The following is a 17,287-nucleotide window of genomic DNA, read 5'->3' as shown; positions in this document are numbered from 1 at the left end:
GATTTCCTTACGCAGTTTTCCCTTTTCATTCATCTCAACCCGGAAGAAAATGAAGCGAATTTATAAACCGGTTTCCGTTTTTGCCTTTCTGTTCAGCCTCCAGATCGTCTCCTGCAAATCGATTGTCGACGGGCTGAACGTCGACCCCAACAACCCGACCAGCGCCCCCGCCACGCTGGTATTCACCGGTGCCCAACTGGGTAATATTGCCACCCAGGAAGGCATGGCCAGCCGCCTGACCACCATCTGGAGCGGCTACACGACCGGCGCCGACCGCCAGTGGCGGGATTACTTCAACTACAACGTAACCGCCGGGGTCTACGATTCCGACTGGAACCTCGTCTTTCAGGCTACCAACGCCAACGCCCTCATTGCCATTGAGAAAGCCGCCGAGCTGGGCAACCGGAAAATGATCGGGATTGCCAAGATTCTGCGCGCCAACGCCCTGGCAACGGGTACCGAACTGTGGGGGGACATTCCGTTCGACGAAGCTGGCGACATTGTCAAATTCCCCAACCCCAGATTCCAGCCTCAGGCCGAGGTCTACACCAAGCTCATTGCGCTGGTCGACGAAGCCATTGCCGACCTGGATGCGGGCATCGGAACCGTGGGGGCCGAGGACGTTCATTTTGGCGGAGACGCCACCAAATGGAAGCAGGTCGCCTTTACGCTCAAAGCCCGGCTGCTCACGGATACGAAACAGTACGATGCGGCCTACAAGGCAGCCCTGAGCGGCATCAGCACCTTCGCCAACTCGCTGTATGCTCCCCATGGAACCACGACGAGCGTGAACGAAAACCACTATTTTTCCTTTCTGACCAACCAGCGTCTCGGAGATATTTACGCCGTCGGTGCCTACAATGTGAGCCTCATGAATCCGACCAGTGCCGCTTACCGGGGCAATGCCAAAACCGTTGAAACCGCCCGGTTCCGGTTTTATTACCTGGAAAACGGCGTCAACACCCCCGGACGGATCGAACCCAACACGTCCAGCACAGCAACCGCCAGCGGTTTTTTTGCCCGGAATGCCAGTTTCCCGATGATTACGTTCCAGGAAAACAGCCTGACACTGGCCGAAATGGCACTCCGTTCCGGGAAAGGTTTTGCGGTGGCTCTTGACCACCTGAACAAATACCGGGCTTTTCTGAACACGGGTGGCTACATCAGTTCCACCTACCTAACGGCCGGAACCTACAAATACGAACCGTATGTGGCGGCTGACTTTGCCGCCGGTGGCCTTGAAAACAGTGACGGCATTACGGCCGACAACGCCCTGCTCCGGGAGATTTTGCAGGAACGCTACGTCTCGTTTTACGGTCAGCACATCGGCTGGAACGACGAACGCCGGACCCGCAGCGAAGCGTATGGCATCAAGCTGACGCCCAATAACGGCACCCAGCTACCGGGGCGGTTTATCTACTCCCAGAACGAACTGAACTCGAACCCCAACAGCCCGAATCCGGTGCCGGGCACGTTCGATGCTTTGTCCATTTATAAATAATCGACCCTCCTTTTTTATCCTAACGAAAATGAATAAACCAATTCTAACACTCGCCTTCGCCTTTCTGCTGAGTGTTCCGGCCGTTCTGGCCCAGTCGGTTCCGACGGCGGCCCTGAAACAGATGAAAGCCCGCAGCGTGGGACCCGCCGTGATGGGTGGGCGAATTACGGCCATCGATGCCCACGTCAGCAATCCCGATCTGATCTACGTCGGTGCGGCTTCCGGGGGCGTCTGGAAAAGCGAAAACGCTGGCGGCACCTGGACCCCGGTTTTTGACGACCAGCCCACCCTGAACATCGGCTCCGTGGCCATTCAGCAAAGCAATCCCAACGTGGTATGGGTCGGCACGGGCGAAGGCAACCCCCGCAATTCCGTCAACATGGGGGGCGGCATTTTCAAAAGCATCGACGGGGGGCTGACCTGGAAAGCAATGGGGCTCGAAAAAACCATCAACATCCACCGGATCATCATCGACCCCATGAACCCGGACGTCGTGTATGCGGGCGTCATCGGTTTTCCGTTTGGCGAACATCCGGAGCGCGGGGTCTTTAAAACCACCAACGGCGGTCAGACCTGGGAAAAGATTCTGTATACGAACGAAAAATCCGGCGTGGCCGAAATGGTGATGGACCCCGCCAACCCGAGCAAACTGGTGGTCGCCATGTGGCAGCACCGCCGGACGCCCTGGGATTTTACGTCCGGTGGCCCCGGTTCGGGTTTGTACATTACCTACGACGGCGGCAAAACCTGGAAGAAAAAAGGCGAAGCCGACGGACTGCCCAAAGGCGATTTCGGTCGGCTGGGGCTGGCCATCAGCCGGAGTTCGCCGAACAAAATCTACGCCCTGGTTGAAGCCAAAAAGAACGGCCTGTATCGCTCCGACGATGGCGGTGAAAAGTGGACGCTCGTGACCGACGATCCCGCTGTTGCCACCGATCGCCCGTTTTACTACAATGAGATTTACGTAGACCCGAAGGTGGAAACCCGGCTCTACAAACTCAGCGCACCACTCTCGGTCAGCGAAGACGGCGGCAAGTCGTTCAAACCGCTGGCCACGCCCGATCAGGTCCACTCCGATCACCACGCGTTCTGGATCCATCCCGAAAACCCCAACCTGATCATCGAAGGCAACGACGGTGGTCTGGCGATCAGCCGCGACCACGGCAAATCCTGGACGAATCCTGAAGCCATTCCGGTGGGTCAGTTTTACCACATCAACGTCGACAACGAAATTCCGTACAATATTTACGGCGGTTTGCAGGACAACGGTTCCTGGACCGGACCGGCCTATACATTTCATACGGGCGGCATTCGGAACAGCCACTGGCAGGCACTGATTCTGGCGGACGGCTTCGACGTCATTCCCGACCCCGAAGATTCCCGGTACGGATACGCCATGTCGCAGGGCGGCAACATCGTACGCTACGACAAAGTAACCGGTGGTGCCGCCTTTGTGAAACCGATCATTGGCGATATGAACACGCGGTTGCGGTTTAACTGGAACACTGGTTTTGCGCTGGACCCGTTCGACAAAAAGACGATTTATGCGGGAAGCCAGTTTCTGCACAAGTCGACGGATAAAGGCATGACCTGGGAAACCGTCTCACCCGACCTGACGCTCAACGATCCGGCGCACCAGAAGCAGGACGACAGCGGTGGGCTGACCATCGATGCCACGCAGGCCGAAAACCACAACACGGTGTTGACCATCGCGCCCAGCACCCTCCAGCAGGGCGTGATCTGGGTGGGAACAGATGATGGCAACGTGCAACTGACCCGCGACGGCGGCAAGACCTGGACCAACCTCAGCAGCCGGATTCCGGGTTTGCCCAAAGAAGCCTGGATTCCGCAGATTACGGCTTCGCGCCACAAAGCCGGGGAAGCGTTTGTGGTCGCCAACCTCTACCGCATGGGCAGCGACCTGGCTCCCTACATTTACCGCACCACGGACTTCGGACAAACCTGGACCCGCATCATGAGCGAGAAAGAGGCCAAAGGGTACGCCCTCTGTTTTTTGCAGGACCCGACCGAACCCCGGTTGATGTTTGCCGGAACGGAACACGGGTTGTGGGTCAGCATCGACGAGGGGAAAACCTGGGCGCAGTGGGACAACGGGATGCCCGCAGCCACGCCAACGATGGATCTGGCGATTCAGGAACGGGAAGCCGATCTGGTGATCGGAACGTTCGGGCGTTCGCTGTATGTGCTCGACAACATTCGTCCCCTGCGAAAACTGGCCGCTACGGGTGGAAAAATACTGGAACAACCGCTCGTTGCGTTTGAACCCGCACCGGCCTATCAGGCGACCTACCGGGGTCCGCAGGGCTACGGAAAAGACGCCGAAGACCTGTATCAGGCCACAAACCGCCCCGCCGGAGCCACGCTGGATCTGTATCTGAAACCCAAAACCGCCATCGCCAAAGTTGCGGAGCCGGTAGAAACGGCGAAAAAGTCTAAAAAACCGGCGGCTGTGACCGTTCAGACGACGGCACCTGCTCCGGTTCTGGCCAGTGTTCCGAAAGCCGACTCGATCGTGGTGAACTTCTACAACGAAGCCAACAAGCTGGTTCGGACGCTCAAACAGGCGCCGGACACGACGCTGGGCCTGCAACGCATCGGCTGGAATCTGACTGAAACCGCCGTCAACCTGCCGAGCATGCCGGGACCCCGGCGCGGGGGCGGAGCGTCGGGCGGCAGTCCGGCCTTGCCGGGTCGCTACAAGGTGGTTTTTGCATATGCGGGGGCCAAAGACTCGACACTCCTGACCATCCTTCCCGACCCGCGCGTGCCTTACAACAAGGAAGCCGCGCTGGCCCGGCAGGGGTTGCAAAACCGGCTGAACAAAACGATTGCGCAGTTGACGGAAATCACCAACCGGATTCAGGAAGCGACCGACGCAACCGAAGCCGTGAAGTCGCGGCTGAAACAGAAAAAAGGCAAGGAATTTGACGAACTGCGCAAAGCGACGCTCTCGATTCAGGATTCGCTGAAAACCGCCCGGGAAGGCATTGTGGGCAAACGAAGCGACCGGCAGGGCTTCGGTCGGGTGTATATGGTAACCCCGGTTTTGAAGATTCAGGAAGCGAGTTCGTACATCAGCCGCCGAACCGATCCACCAACGAAAACGGAAACCCTGCTGGTGGATCAGGCCGAGATGCTCAGCAACGAGACCATCACGAAAGTGAACGCGTTCTTCAGCAAACAGTGGGCCGACTACTACAAAAAAGTGCAGGCAACACCCCTGGAGTTCATCAAGGAATACCCGCCCATCGCCGGTACGCCCGAGTAAAAAACCGTATGATATTCAGACCCTGTCCCCCGATGAACCCGCTTCGTCGGGGGACTTTTTTTAGCATCGAGCCTCTTTTCTTCCGGTTGTATCCGTACTTTTACCCCCTGGCCGCTTGCTACACCCCAGTTTATACAACCCGGCACATGGATATTTTTAACCACGTTTTTGACCCGTAGACAGCCGCAGCCGGTCCAATTTCGATCAAGCAGAAACCACCATGCTGTCTTTTCGACACGAACTCTTTATGGAAGTGGCCCGGCTGCTGAGCTTCACCAAAGCCAGCCAGACGTTGTTCATCAGCCAATCGGCCCTGAGCAAGCACGTCAAGGCGCTGGAGTTTTTCTATAAAATTGCCCTCTTCGAGCGGCACGGCAACACCATCAGTCTGACCCGCGCGGGCCAGATTCTGTACGGTAAACTACTGGAAGCGGGGGCTTTGCAAAACGAACTGCACCAGGAACTCCAGCTTGTCAACGAAAATTTCCAGCCGCCCACCACGCTCGCCATCGGCGCCAGCACCACCATTACCCTGTATGTATTGCCCCCGGTTTTGTCGGCGTATCTGCGGAAACATCCTGCGATCCGGATCAATGTCCTGAACCGCAATTCGGACAACATTCAGAAGGCCCTGCTCGAACACGAGATCGACGTGGGCATTGTGGAAAGCCTGACCCGCGTGACCACGCTGACGTACGTTCCCTTCATGACCGATGAAGTGCTGGCGGTTTGCTCCCGAAACAGTCCGCTGCGCGAACAAACCCTCACCGTTCAGGACCTGCCCGCCATTCCGCTGGCGTTGCGCGAAAGCGGTTCGGGCACGCTGGCCGTGGTGGAAAAAGCGTTGAGCCGGAAAGGAATTCGGCTGTCGGACCTGCGCATTCTGATTCGGCTGGGCGGAACGGAAGCGCTGAAAAACTTCGTGCTGGCCGACACCTGCCTGGCCTTCATGCCCAAACGGGCGATTGTCCGGGAACTGGCGGTGGGTGACCTGGTTGAAGTTCCGATCCGGGATCTGACGGTTCAGCGGACGTTTCATTTCATTCAGCGGAAAGGTACTGAAAACAACCGGCTGGTAAACGAGTTTATTCGTTTTACGCAACGCCATTATTCCCCGGTGGAATAACCCATCTCAAAACGTCGTTTGCTTCATCCGGGACCGGCTTTCAACTTGCAGAAAAGTTAGCCCATCATGCAAACCGTCACCACTTCATCGCTTCTCCATCACCTGCAGTGTTCGAACTGCGGCCATTCCTTTGATCCGCTGCCGGGCCAGACTCTATCCGTTTGTTGCCAGGCCCCGCTCCTGTGCCGGTATGATCTTGCCGAAAACCGCTTTTCGAAAAGGGAGTTGTCAGCCGGAGTCCAATCCCTCTGGCGGTATGAAAAACTGTTACCGGTTTTTCAGGCGCAAAACCGGGTCAGTCTGGGCGAAGGGTGGACACCCCTGTTGCCCCTTCCCCGTCTGGCGGCCGACTACGGCTTGCAACATCTGACGCTGAAAGACGAGGGCCTGAATCCAACGGGCTCATTCAAAGCCCGGGGGTTGTGTCTCGCCATTTCGAAGGCGAAGGAAAACGGCGAAGAAGCCTGCATCATTCCGACGGCGGGCAATGCGGGCGTTGCGATGGCGGCCTACTGCGCCCGGGCGGGGCTGGAAGCGGTGGTGGTGATGCCGCGCCACACACCCGACGCCTTCAAGGAAGAGTGTCTGGCCTACCACGCGCGGCTGATTCTGGTGGATGGACTGATCAACGACTGTGCCGCTAAAGTACAGGAACTGAACCAGAAAGGCGGTTATTTCGACGTTTCGACCCTGAAAGAACCGTATCGGCTGGAAGGCAAAAAAACGATGGGCTATGAAATTGCCGAGCAGTTGGCCTGGCAATTGCCTGACGTCATCCTGTATCCGACGGGCGGAGGAACCGGCCTGATCGGCATCTGGAAGGCTTTTCACGAAATGAAGGCGCTGGGCTGGCTCTCCGAACACCAGCAGTTTCCGCGGATGGTGGCGGTTCAGGCCGAAAACTGCCGCCCGGTTGTCGATACATTTCACGGAAAACAGGCGAATAGCAAACAGTACATCGGGCAACCGACCCTGGCAAACGGCCTGGCCGTACCGCGTCCGATTGGCGAACCGCTGATGCTGACGGTCTTACGGGAATCCGGCGGAACGGCCCTGGCGGTTTCGGAGGATGACATGATTGAAGGCGTGAGCGAACTGAGTCGCCGGGAAGGCATTTTTGTGGCTCCCGAAGGTGGGGCGCTCTGGGCCGCCACGAAGCAATTGCTTCGGCAGGGCTGGATTCGACCGGAGGAGCAGGTGCTGTTGCTGAACACCGGCTCGGGGCAGAAATACCTGGATAATCTGAAAGGAAAATGGCGGTCGTAAAGCGATAGTAATTGGTAAATATTAAATGTAAAATGATGAATGCTAAATGTAAAAGTGAAGAGCGCAAAGCTACTTTTACATTTAGCGTTTAGCATTTTACATTTAAAATTTTCGATCCCTTTACTGAAACCGGTATTTGGCAGGCAAATTACCCCGGTTGGCAGAACTATTTTTGAGCCAGCGCGGAGTTCTTCCAATTTTGATGCAAGTTTAAAACCAGACTGTTTGCATCATGAAAAAGCTCCTCTTCTTCGTTTTCCTGCTCTCCCTCCCCCCGGTTTTTGGACAGCCCAAAGGCCCCATCAAAGACCAGGCCTACCGGCAGGCCATCCAGCGGGCCGAACACTTTGTCGATTCGTTGCGAAAACGGCAGGACATTCCGGGACTCTCGGTGGCGGTCGGCACGGGCGGCCAAATTCTGTGGGCGGAAGGCTTCGGTTTGGCCGATCTGGAAGCGCGGTTGCCCGTGACGATCGACACAAAATTTCGCATGGGTTCGGTCTCGAAATCCATCACTTCGCTCGCGGTGGGAAAACTGGTGGAGGATGGCAAACTGGATCTCGACGCGCCCGTTCAGCAGTATGTGCCGACTTTTCCGGCGAAAAAATACCCCTTCACCAGCCGACACCTGGCAACGCACACCGCCGGTATCCGGCATTACCGGAACAGCGATCCACTGGCTTGCCCCAAACGGTATGCCACGGTGCAGGAAGGCTTGTCGATCTTTGATCAGGATAGTCTTTTGTTCAAACCGGGGACGGCCTATAACTACTCGACCTACGGTTATTCGCTGCTGAGTGCGGTGATCGAAGGCGCGAGCCAGACGGATTATTTGGCGTACATGCAGACGGCGGTTTTCAACCCGCTGGCGATGACCAGCACCGGTGCCGATTACAGCGACAGCATCGTGACCAACCGGGTGCGGTTTTACGAACACCGGAACAAGAAGCTGGTTCATGCTGCGGCCGTAGACAACAGCTACAAATGGGCCGGTGGCGGGCTTCTGTCGACGCCCGTCGATCTGGTGAAACTGGGCGCAGGACTGATCCGGAATACTTTGCTTCGGAAAGAAACGGTGGCCTTGCTCTTTGCTCCGCAACACCTGCTGGATGGAAAAAACACGCAGTACGGTCTGGGCTGGCGCAATGGCACCGACCAGCAGAACCGGAAGCTCATTCACCACGGCGGACTGATCGACGGCGGCCGGACGTTTCTGCTGCTGTATCCGGAAAACGATCTGATTGTAGCCATTACCGCGAATATGAGTGGTGTCAGCATCAATCTGCCCGAAGCCGAAGCCATTGCGGGGTATTTTTTCGCCACAAAGCGATGAGAAAGTCAACGGTTATTCTCCTGCACGCGGGCTACTGGCTCCTCTACGCGGTGGTGGTTTCGTTGCTTTTTGTACTATCCAACGAGACGCCCGAATTGGCTTTCAGGGAGTGGGAGGACTGGCTGACCATCCTGGCGATTTCGCTGCTAACCGGATCAATCAGTTTCTACGCGTTTTATTCGTGGCTGGTTCCCCGTTATCTGACGACCCAGAAGATTCAGAAATTCATCCGTTGGGGGCTGGTGGTTACGATTGCCATCACCGGGGGAATTATAGCGTTAATTGCGGTGGCCCTTTCGGTTCTGCTTTCGGTGGTCTTTGAAAACTTTTTCCTCATCAGGCTCTCCGTGAGTGATCTGCAAATCCTGTTTATCATCCTCTCGTTAATTGCTCTGGTCAACGGCATTCTGGGCACAACCATCCGGGGTTTCATTACCTGGTATACCGACATTCATATCCGGGAAACACTGGCGAACAAGACGTTACGCACCGAACTGGCTTTACTGAAAGCCCAGATCAACCCCCATTTTCTGTTCAATACCCTGAACAACATCGACATCCTGATCGAACACGACGCGCCCAGGGCCTCGCTGTATCTCAATAAACTCTCTGGTCTGCTGCGGTTTGTGTTGTATGAAACCCAGGCCGACCTGATTCCGTTGACGCAGGAACTGGACTACATCCGAAAGTACATCGACTTGCAGAAAATCCGAACCACCAATGAACACTTTGTGAAACTGCAAATCGACGGCCCAACCGACGGCCTGCTCATTGCGCCGATGCTTTTTGTGCCGTACCTTGAAAATGCGTTCAAGTATGCGACCAACAAGAAGGTCAGCGACGCGATCTGCATTCAGATTTCGATTGACGAAACGCAGATCCGGTTCCAGTGCGTCAACGTCATCGACCCCGGCAAAACCGGGTTGGATACGCCCGGCGGTCTGGGCAATGACCTGATCCGGCAGCGGTTAAGCCTGCTATACCAGGATCACTATACGTTGACGATTCAGGCGACGGAAAATGAATACCGCGTTACCCTGTTGTTACCCGTAAAAGCGCATGAACTGTCTGCTCATTGAAGATGAACCCCTGGCGATGCTGCGGCTCAAAGCGTACGTGCAACGAGTGCCGTTTCTAACCCTTAGCCATGCCGTCGACAATGGACTGGAGGCCATTCCGATCCTGCAACGGGAACCCATCGATCTGGTCTTTCTGGATATTGAAATGGACGGTTTTTCGGGAATCCAGTTGCTGGAAGCCCTGCCAAAACGCCCCGCCGTAATTCTGACCACGGCTTTCGATCATTACGCACTCAAGGCCTTTGACTTGCAAGTCGTTGATTACCTGCTAAAACCGTATACATTCGACCGGTTTTTGCAGGCCGTCACCCGCGCACAGGAGGGATTGAAAACCGCCCCAATCGAAAACCACCCGCCGTTTCTGTTTGTCAAAACCGAATACCGGCTCCAGAAACTGGCCTTTGATGACATTCTGTACATTGAAGGCATGCGCGACTACCGGCGCATTCACCTGCGGACCGGGAAAATCATGACGCTGGAAACCTTCAGCGATCTGGAGCGACACCTGCCCCGACACCGGTTTTGCCGGGTGCATAAATCCTGGCTCGTCGCCCTCGACAAGATCGAATCCATCGAACGCGACCGCATCACCATTGAGCAGGCCCTCATTCCGGTTTCGGATACCTACCGCGACCGGTTTTATCAGCTCATTGGGCGGGCAACGGGGTAAACCGGTTTTCGCATCCGGTTTACCCCCTGCAACTTACCGGCGAATCAGGAGCCGTCTGCTGCGAACCTTCGTTCCCTGCCGCAACACCACGAAATAGAATCCTTTTGCACCCAACAGATGCACTCTTTGCCGCTGAAGGCCGGTGCCTTTCAGGGTCTTGCTATACCACGACCGGCCCAGTTCATCGACCACCGACAACTCACTTTCGGTGGTCGTTTCGGTATAAAAACGCACCTCGAACTCCCCCTGAGCGGGGTTTGGCGTTACGAACAGCCCTTCCGCGCCGATACTTTCATCTTCTGCCGACACCACGCTCAACCGCGCTGCGGGCGCACAGCTCAGCGGTTTGAGCGATCCTTTCAGGGTATACGTGCTGTTCTTTACACTGGCACTCATCTGAAAAGTCTGCCCGGTTTTCACGACATCGGGCGTGGTGAATTGGTAGACGTGGGCACCATTGCCTTTACCAGCCGTCAGCAGATCCTGCCGGAACATATCCGCTTTCGCGGTACCGATCGAGAGGCCGTTGGCAAAAAACTCGACGGTCAGCGGTTCGTTGGGTTTCCGGCGATCCCAGACCCACCCCCGAATCGTGCCGCACTCCACTTTATCCAGAAACCCTTCAAAATCGCCGGTTACGGGGGTAGCCGGTTGCTCAACGATCAGCGAAACCGTCGTTGCGGTCGTGTTCACGCCGTCGCTGGCCACATAACTCAGGCTCCAGGTTCCGGTGGCGGTGGGCGTTCCGCTCAGGGTTCGCGTATCGGCCGCAAAGCCTAGACCGCCGGGCAAACCCGTCAGCGTGTAGGTCAGCGAAGGGGAATCCGGATCGGTAAAAACCGGCAGGGTGACCGAAAAAGCAACAGAAACGGTCGCCAGCAGGGGAGCCACGGAAACCGGCGGCAAAGGGGGCTGGTTGACTCTGGGGCAGGTCAGCGATTTAGGCGATTCCTTCAAGGTGTAGGTGCTATTTCGCACGATGGCACTGATCGAAACCGTCTGCCCGGTTTTGGCCTCGTTGGGTGTAGTGAATTGGTAAACGTGATAGCCGTTGCCTTTGCCGGCCGTCAGTAAATCCTGCCGGAAAATGTTGGCATCCGTCGTCCCAATCGGCTGCCCGTTGGCAAAAAACTCGACGGTCAGCGGCTCGTTGGGCCGGTTACGATCCCAGACCCACCCCCGAATCGTCCCGCATTCCACCTTGTCCAGATAGCCCTCAAAATTCCCGGTTACGGGAGACGACGATTGGGCTTCCACCACAAGGGAGACGGTCATGACCGTCGTGTTCGCGCCATCGCTGGCGGCATAGGTCAGGCTGCGGGTTCCGGTGGTAGTGGGCATTCCGCCCAGGGTTCGCGTAGCGGCATCGAAGCTCAAACCGGCGGGCAGACCCGTCAGTGTGTAGGTCAGCACCGGCGAATCCGGGTCGTAGAAGGTCGGCAAAATGGTGCTAAAAGGTGCATTGACCGTCGCAGACAGGGGCGCAACCACGGGAGCCGCCGGAGCCTGGGCGTCAGCAGAAAGGGGCACCTTTGCTTCACAGATCAAACGCTTCGGCGAATCCCTCAGCACATACGACGTTCCGTGAATCCGGACGCTGATTTGATGCGGTTTGTTGTCTTTCACGGTTTCAGGAACCGCAAAAATGTAACTATGGCTTCCGTTTCCTTTCCCGTTGTCTTTCAAATCCTGCCGATAAATACCGGCAATTGTGGTCCCGATCACCTGCTGCCCGTCCAGGATGTCGACCGAAACCGGCGTGTTGGGTTCGGTCTTATCCCAGGCCCAGCCCCGGATAAAACCGCAATCGATCTGTCCCAGATACCCTTCGTAATTGCCGGGAAGCGCATTGGCCGCAAACACACTGACGGACGTTGAAGCCGAAGACGCGCTTTCGCATCCGGCAGCCTGGCGGCACTTCGCACTGTAGCCGGCCGTTTCGGTGGGTTTGATCACCACGACCGTACCGGTTTGTCCGGTATTCCACACGACGGTATGGTCACAGCCGCTGGCCGTCAGCACCACCGACTGGCCGTTGGTCACCTCCGTCAGACTGGCCTCGACGGATGGAGCCGCCGGTGGGGTCGGGCAACTGTTCGCTCCAATCTGGAGGAAGGCGGTATGCGTAAAACCGTTCCCGGTCACGATTTTCAGCCGGTAATAGGCCCGGGAAGCGCTGTTCGAATGCGTGAACTGGTAGGGTTCATTCGGGCTGTTTCCCGCTGCCAGACCCACATAACTGAAACTGGTGCCGTTGGTGCTGTGTTCCACCTCGACTTTCTGAACCCCTTCGGCCTGTTGAAAAGACCAGCTGAGTTTCTTGCTGTTTCCGATAGCTTCTCCCTGAAAATAAGCCAGTTGAATGCCGGTCGTCTCCTCCGGGAAGAGGGCAAAATAGTCATCCAGAAAAGCCACCCGGTTTTCGATCCAGGTGTTCACCTTCGGAAAATCATCCGGTCTGACGGTTCCCGGCCACTTCATGCCTTCACGCGCATACGCGCCTTCGGAAGTCAACAGATTGAAATTGCCCGAAATCGTTGTTTTCAGGGCTTGTAGCGACAGCGTCGTTTGTCGTAAAGCAAACCACCTTTTCCGCATTTTACTTTTAAAACCGTTGGGGTCCAGGGCTAATAAGCGGTCAAAAAGGCCATTGCTATTGATCCGCCGGGTCTCTTCGGATCGGGAACCCGTGGGCGTATAACCGAAGGTGCCATCCAGATCCCAGGGAATTAAAAAGTAAGGTTCGTTCTCTTTATAACGGGCGACAAACTGGTTATTTCCCCAGTGATCGGTGGCGTAAATCAGGTTTAAAAAAATGAAATAATCGATCAGATTATCGACTTTAAACTTTTCAGAAAGCTTGGCCCGGAACTCATTCGCGGGCGACTTCACAGCGTAATTCAAGAGGTCATACAGGTTGTTCCAATACGGATCCGGATAATCCATTTCGAAGAGATCCCACACCTCCGCATCAGGATTGGTCGGCGGAGCGGGCAGGGCATTAAATGCCGTTGCTTCCGATGCACCGGCGGTTTTATACAACTCCCCTTTTATCTCACCCTTGGAACCCGTCTTTTTTAATTTAAGCTGTTTTCGATCCAGATCTTCGGCAAGCATATAAATACCGGCGTAGGAATCGTTGATAAAAACATCGCAGTAGTTGGTGCGAATGGCAGAATTAGCATCCGGTTCTTTGTCTATATAATAGAGCTTATGCAGGTTGAGCCAAAGTTTTTGCGATGCCGCATTGTGGAGTCGCAACGGCTCGTTATACATCGCCATCAAGAGCCATTTACTGTCTTCCCGCAGGTTTAACAGCGATTTTTCCAGATCGTCATCGCCATTCGGGTCTTTCCAGAGATTGATATTATATTGCTTTTTCGGAAAAAGGCGCGACGCATTTCCTCTGATTCGAATGCCCATTGAAGCCGAAAACAGAGGATCATTTCCGTTGGTAAGGGTAAAGTTTCCCTTGGTTCGGGCGTCGGTGTTACTAATCGCCTGCTTCCCGACTGTGCTCAGTTTAATAAGCGGTAAATTCGTAAAAAACAGGGTGTATTCGGCATTGCCATTCTTTATTTTATACGCTTGACCGACCTCAAAAGAAGTAACCGTCTGGGTAAAAGTATAGTCTTTATCAAACCGAATAACCGGCTGCGATTGACCGGCAGGAAATACCGGTGTCCTGTGACAAATAATCAACTTCAGACCCGCATCGACCTGGTAACGTTCCGGGGAAATTATAACCGATTGTGCCTGACCAAAGGAAACCGATAAAACAAAAAACAGGAAAACAGTGATAATCGGGAAAAGACGGGAGAGGACGGAAATGTGCTTCATAGTGTCGGTGGAAGTTACTATTAGACTGAAATCAGTAACACAAATAACAGGAATTTTTATCAAATTTTATTCCAATTTATTCGCCTTATTAGCCTAATTTTGACCGCATTCTAACTTTTTGGATAGTTAGCGATCAGCACCAATGAACACCGGAGCCGAGGTCTCCTATTTTTACGTTCGGATCTTCACAGACCGTTATGCCCCAACGGTCTGGAACCCGCCCAAAACCGGCAATAAAATCGCATCCTTCAGGTTTAGTTAGTATTTTCCGACGGTTTTTGTCTTTTCTGAAAAAAGCACGAAGCGCAATACTTTCTCGATTTATGAAACCACTCTTCCGGCTAGGTATTGCCCTCGTTGTCCTGCTCACCCTGTCCTCCGTGGTCTGGCTGACCGTCCGGGAAGATCGCGTCGATTTTAACACGCAAATCAAACCGCTGCTCAACAAAAATTGCATTGCCTGCCACGGAGGTGTCAAGAAAGCGTCTAATTTTAGTCTCCTCTTCGAACACGAAGCCCTCGCAGCCGCCAAATCCGGCAAACACGCCATTGTTCCCGGCAATGCCGACGCCAGCGAGCTGATTCGCCGGCTCACGCTCACCGACCCGGACGAACGGATGCCGCTGGAAGCGCCCCCGCTGAAAGAGGAAGAAATTGAATTGCTCCGCGACTGGATCGATCAGGGGGCCGAATGGGGCAACCACTGGGCGTATCAACCCATTGAGAAACCGGAAGTACCCCAAATCGGAACGTTCTGGTCGAGACTCGGACTGGTTGAAAACGATGAGGTAAAGTGGGCGAAAAACGAAATCGACCACTTTGTGCTGGCTAAAATTTCGCAGGATAAAGAGCAGGTTCCCGCTCTGAAACCGTCTCCCGAAGCCGACCGCGCCACACTCATCCGCCGGGTGTCGCTCGATCTGACCGGCCTGCCGCCGACGGAGCAGGAAGTAGCTGACTTTCTGAAGGATACTTCACCGAATGCCTACGAAAAAATGGTGGATCGCACGCTGAAATCCCCGGCTTACGGCGAACGCTGGACCGGCATGTGGCTCGATCTGGCCCGCTATGCCGACACCAAAGGTTACGAGGCCGATCTGGCACGGCCCATGTGGCGGTATCGCGACTGGCTCATCAAAGCTTTCAACGAAGACAAACCGTTCGACCAGTTTACCATCGAACAACTGGCGGGCGATTTGTTACCGGACCCCACCGGAAAAACCGGCAATAACGAATCGGTAATTGATAATCCGTTGATTGCGACTGCTTTTCACCGCAACACGATGACCAACGACGAAGGTGGAACGCAGGATGAAGAGTTTCGCGTGGCTGCGGTTCTGGACCGGGTCAACACGACCTGGGATGTCTGGCAGGGCACCACCTTTGGCTGCGTGCAGTGCCACAGCCACCCCTACGATCCGTTTACGCACGAGGAGTATTACAAATACCTGGCGTTTTTCAACAACACCCGCGACGAAGACGTGCCCAGCGATACGCCGACTTTGCGGTTTTACAAGGAAGCCGATTCCATCAAAGTGCAGGAATTAAACGCCTGGGTCAGTCAACACGCGACGAATCCGCAGCAGATAAAAACCGCCAATCGACTCACGCGGCTCACCGAACCCAAAGTCAATTCGCACAGTTTCGATCAATACGTCAAGGCGTCGCTGATGGGTGCGATGTATACCGCCATTCAGGACGGCGGTTCGGCCCGGATCAAAAACATGGACCTGAACGGAAAAAACCGCCTGATTCTGGCGTGGGGCACCAAGGCCGAAAAGGCCGTGATGACCATTCGTCAGGACAGCGTGAACGGGCCGGTTCTGACCCAACAGCCGGTTCCAAAAACCGGAAGTCCGTGGAGAGACACCACGCTGGTCTTCGCGCTGCCCAAAGTGTCGGGGCGGCATCACCTGTTCCTGACGCTCAGCAGTCCGAAAAACCCGAAAGAATGGGTGATGGTCAAGTGGGTCTCGGTGCAGCCCGCCCTGCCGGGCCAGCCGGAAACCGCCCTGGGCGAGATGGATCACAAACTGACCGAAATTCTGAATGCCAAAGCCGAACTGGTTCCGGTGATGCAGGAGGGCGTTGGCGATCAGGTGCGGGAAACCTTCGTTTTCGAGCGCGGGAACTGGCTGGTAAAGGGGAAGAAAGTGCGTGCCGACGTGCCGAAATCGCTACCCCCGATGTCCGCCGATTTGCCCCGAAACCGCCTGGGGCTGGCCCGCTGGATGGTGAGTCGTCAGCACCCGCTGACGGCGCGGGTGGCCGTCAACCGCTTCTGGGAGCAGTTGTTCGGAACCGGGATTGTCGAAACCGTCGAGGACATCGGCACGCAGGGCATACCTCCCTCCCACCGCGAGTTGCTCGACTGGCTGGCCGTGGAGTTCATGGAAACCGATCACTGGAGCGTCAAGAAACTGCTCCGGCGCATCGTTCTTTCCGCCACGTATCGCCAACGATCCAGCGTTTCGCCCGAAGCCCTGGCCCTGGACCCCTGGAACAAAATGCTGATGCGGGGGCCCCGCGTTCGGCTGACGGCGGAGCAGGTGCGCGATCAGGCGCTGGCAACCACCGGGTTACTGAGCAAAAAGCAGTTTGGCCCCAGCGTCATGCCCATCCAGCCCGACGGCATCTGGCAATCGCCCTACAGCCCGGAAAGCTGGAAACTGAGTCAGGGTGAAGACCGCTACCGCCGGGCCTTGTATACCTACTGGAAACGGACGGCACCGTATCCCTCGATGATTACCTTCGACAGTCCCAGCCGGGAATTCTGCCAGTTGCGCCGGTTGCGCACCAACACGCCCCTGCAGGCGCTGGTGACGCTCAACGACCCGGTGTATGTGGAAGCCGCCCAGCATCTGGCCGACTGGATGCGGTACCAGGGAAAAACACCGGAACAGCAGATTCAGGCCGGTTTTCAGCGCATCATGCTCCGCCCTCTTTCCCCTGCCAAACTGGCCGTGCTGACGCAGTTGTACCGCACAACAAAAACGCACTACCAGCAGCAGCCCGAAGAAGCCCGGAAGTTGCTGGCCTGCACCGACGGCACCCCCGAACTGGCGGCTTTGGCAGTCACGGCCAACACGATGCTGAATCTGGATGAGGTGGTGACGAAAGAGTGAGAACAGACGTGAGAGCAAAGACAAGAGAGTAAAGAGAAGAGAGCAAAGACAAGAGAGT

Annotated in this window: 9 protein-coding genes; 8 read left to right on the top strand and 1 reads right to left on the bottom strand. The window is 55.7% G+C overall.

From position 1 onward, the window contains the following. Nucleotides 1–49 precede the first annotated feature (49 nt). From FH871_RS10275 to FH871_RS10245, 7 genes are all read left to right on the top strand, one after another. Nucleotides 50–1,501, top strand: a complete 1,452-nt coding sequence (locus FH871_RS10275; RefSeq protein WP_138991344.1) for a SusD/RagB family nutrient-binding outer membrane lipoprotein — start codon at nucleotides 50–52, stop codon at nucleotides 1,499–1,501. Nucleotides 1,502–1,529: 28 nt separating this feature from the next. Further along, nucleotides 1,530–4,790 (top strand): hypothetical protein, encoded by a 3,261-nt coding sequence (locus FH871_RS10270; RefSeq protein WP_138991343.1) that lies wholly within the window; start codon nucleotides 1,530–1,532, stop codon nucleotides 4,788–4,790. A gap of 220 nt (nucleotides 4,791–5,010) precedes the next feature. Next, nucleotides 5,011–5,916: a LysR substrate-binding domain-containing protein gene (locus tag FH871_RS10265; protein WP_138991342.1), complete on the top strand. Its 906-nt coding sequence runs from the start codon at nucleotides 5,011–5,013 to the stop codon at nucleotides 5,914–5,916. A 66-nt stretch (nucleotides 5,917–5,982) separates the two neighbouring features. Beyond that, on the top strand, nucleotides 5,983–7,182 hold the full coding sequence (locus FH871_RS10260) for a threonine synthase (protein ID WP_138991341.1): 1,200 nt from the start codon (nucleotides 5,983–5,985) through the stop codon (nucleotides 7,180–7,182). Nucleotides 7,183–7,414: 232 nt separating this feature from the next. After that, nucleotides 7,415–8,515: a serine hydrolase gene (locus FH871_RS10255; protein ID WP_138991340.1), complete on the top strand. Its 1,101-nt coding sequence runs from the start codon at nucleotides 7,415–7,417 to the stop codon at nucleotides 8,513–8,515. Further along, on the top strand, nucleotides 8,512–9,594 hold the full coding sequence (locus tag FH871_RS10250; RefSeq protein ID WP_138991339.1) for a sensor histidine kinase: 1,083 nt from the start codon (nucleotides 8,512–8,514) through the stop codon (nucleotides 9,592–9,594). Before FH871_RS10255 ends, FH871_RS10250 begins: the two co-directional genes overlap by 4 nt. Beyond that, complete coding sequence (locus FH871_RS10245) at nucleotides 9,575–10,264, top strand: LytTR family DNA-binding domain-containing protein (protein ID WP_138991338.1); 690 nt, start codon at nucleotides 9,575–9,577, stop codon at nucleotides 10,262–10,264. Before FH871_RS10250 ends, FH871_RS10245 begins: the two co-directional genes overlap by 20 nt. A 33-nt stretch (nucleotides 10,265–10,297) precedes the next feature. On the opposite strand, the gene FH871_RS10240 is transcribed toward FH871_RS10245, so the two are convergent. Beyond that, nucleotides 10,298–14,104 carry a CotH kinase family protein gene (locus tag FH871_RS10240; RefSeq protein WP_138991337.1) on the bottom strand — a complete coding sequence of 1,269 codons (3,807 nt, stop codon included), beginning with the start codon at nucleotides 14,102–14,104 and terminating at the stop codon, nucleotides 10,298–10,300. 323 nt (nucleotides 14,105–14,427) lie between these two features. Between FH871_RS10240 and FH871_RS10235 the strand changes: the two genes are divergently transcribed. Further along, on the top strand, nucleotides 14,428–17,229 hold the full coding sequence (locus tag FH871_RS10235) for a DUF1553 domain-containing protein (protein WP_138991336.1): 2,802 nt from the start codon (nucleotides 14,428–14,430) through the stop codon (nucleotides 17,227–17,229). Nucleotides 17,230–17,287 lie beyond the last annotated feature (58 nt).

It is taken from the genome of Larkinella sp. C7 (assembly GCF_006149005.1).
GTDB lineage: Bacteria > Bacteroidota > Bacteroidia > Cytophagales > Spirosomataceae > Larkinella.
The sequence above is the reverse complement of the archived record's forward strand: the minus strand, read 5'-3'. Positions and strand labels throughout refer to the sequence as shown.

Bases quoted from the DNA above. Each gene is read 5' to 3' on its own strand.
- FH871_RS10275 (WP_138991344.1), top strand. From the start codon at position 50: ATGAAGCGAATTTATAAACCGGTTTCCGTTTTTGCCTTTCTGTTCAGC.
- FH871_RS10270 (WP_138991343.1), top strand. From the start codon at position 1,530: ATGAATAAACCAATTCTAACACTCGCCTTCGCCTTTCTGCTGAGTGTT.
- FH871_RS10265 (WP_138991342.1), top strand. From the start codon at position 5,011: ATGCTGTCTTTTCGACACGAACTCTTTATGGAAGTGGCCCGGCTGCTG.
- FH871_RS10260 (WP_138991341.1), top strand. From the start codon at position 5,983: ATGCAAACCGTCACCACTTCATCGCTTCTCCATCACCTGCAGTGTTCG.
- FH871_RS10255 (WP_138991340.1), top strand. From the start codon at position 7,415: ATGAAAAAGCTCCTCTTCTTCGTTTTCCTGCTCTCCCTCCCCCCGGTT.
- FH871_RS10250 (WP_138991339.1), top strand. From the start codon at position 8,512: ATGAGAAAGTCAACGGTTATTCTCCTGCACGCGGGCTACTGGCTCCTC.
- FH871_RS10245 (WP_138991338.1), top strand. From the start codon at position 9,575: ATGAACTGTCTGCTCATTGAAGATGAACCCCTGGCGATGCTGCGGCTC.
- FH871_RS10240 (WP_138991337.1), bottom strand. From the start codon at position 14,104: ATGAAGCACATTTCCGTCCTCTCCCGTCTTTTCCCGATTATCACTGTT.
- FH871_RS10235 (WP_138991336.1), top strand. From the start codon at position 14,428: ATGAAACCACTCTTCCGGCTAGGTATTGCCCTCGTTGTCCTGCTCACC.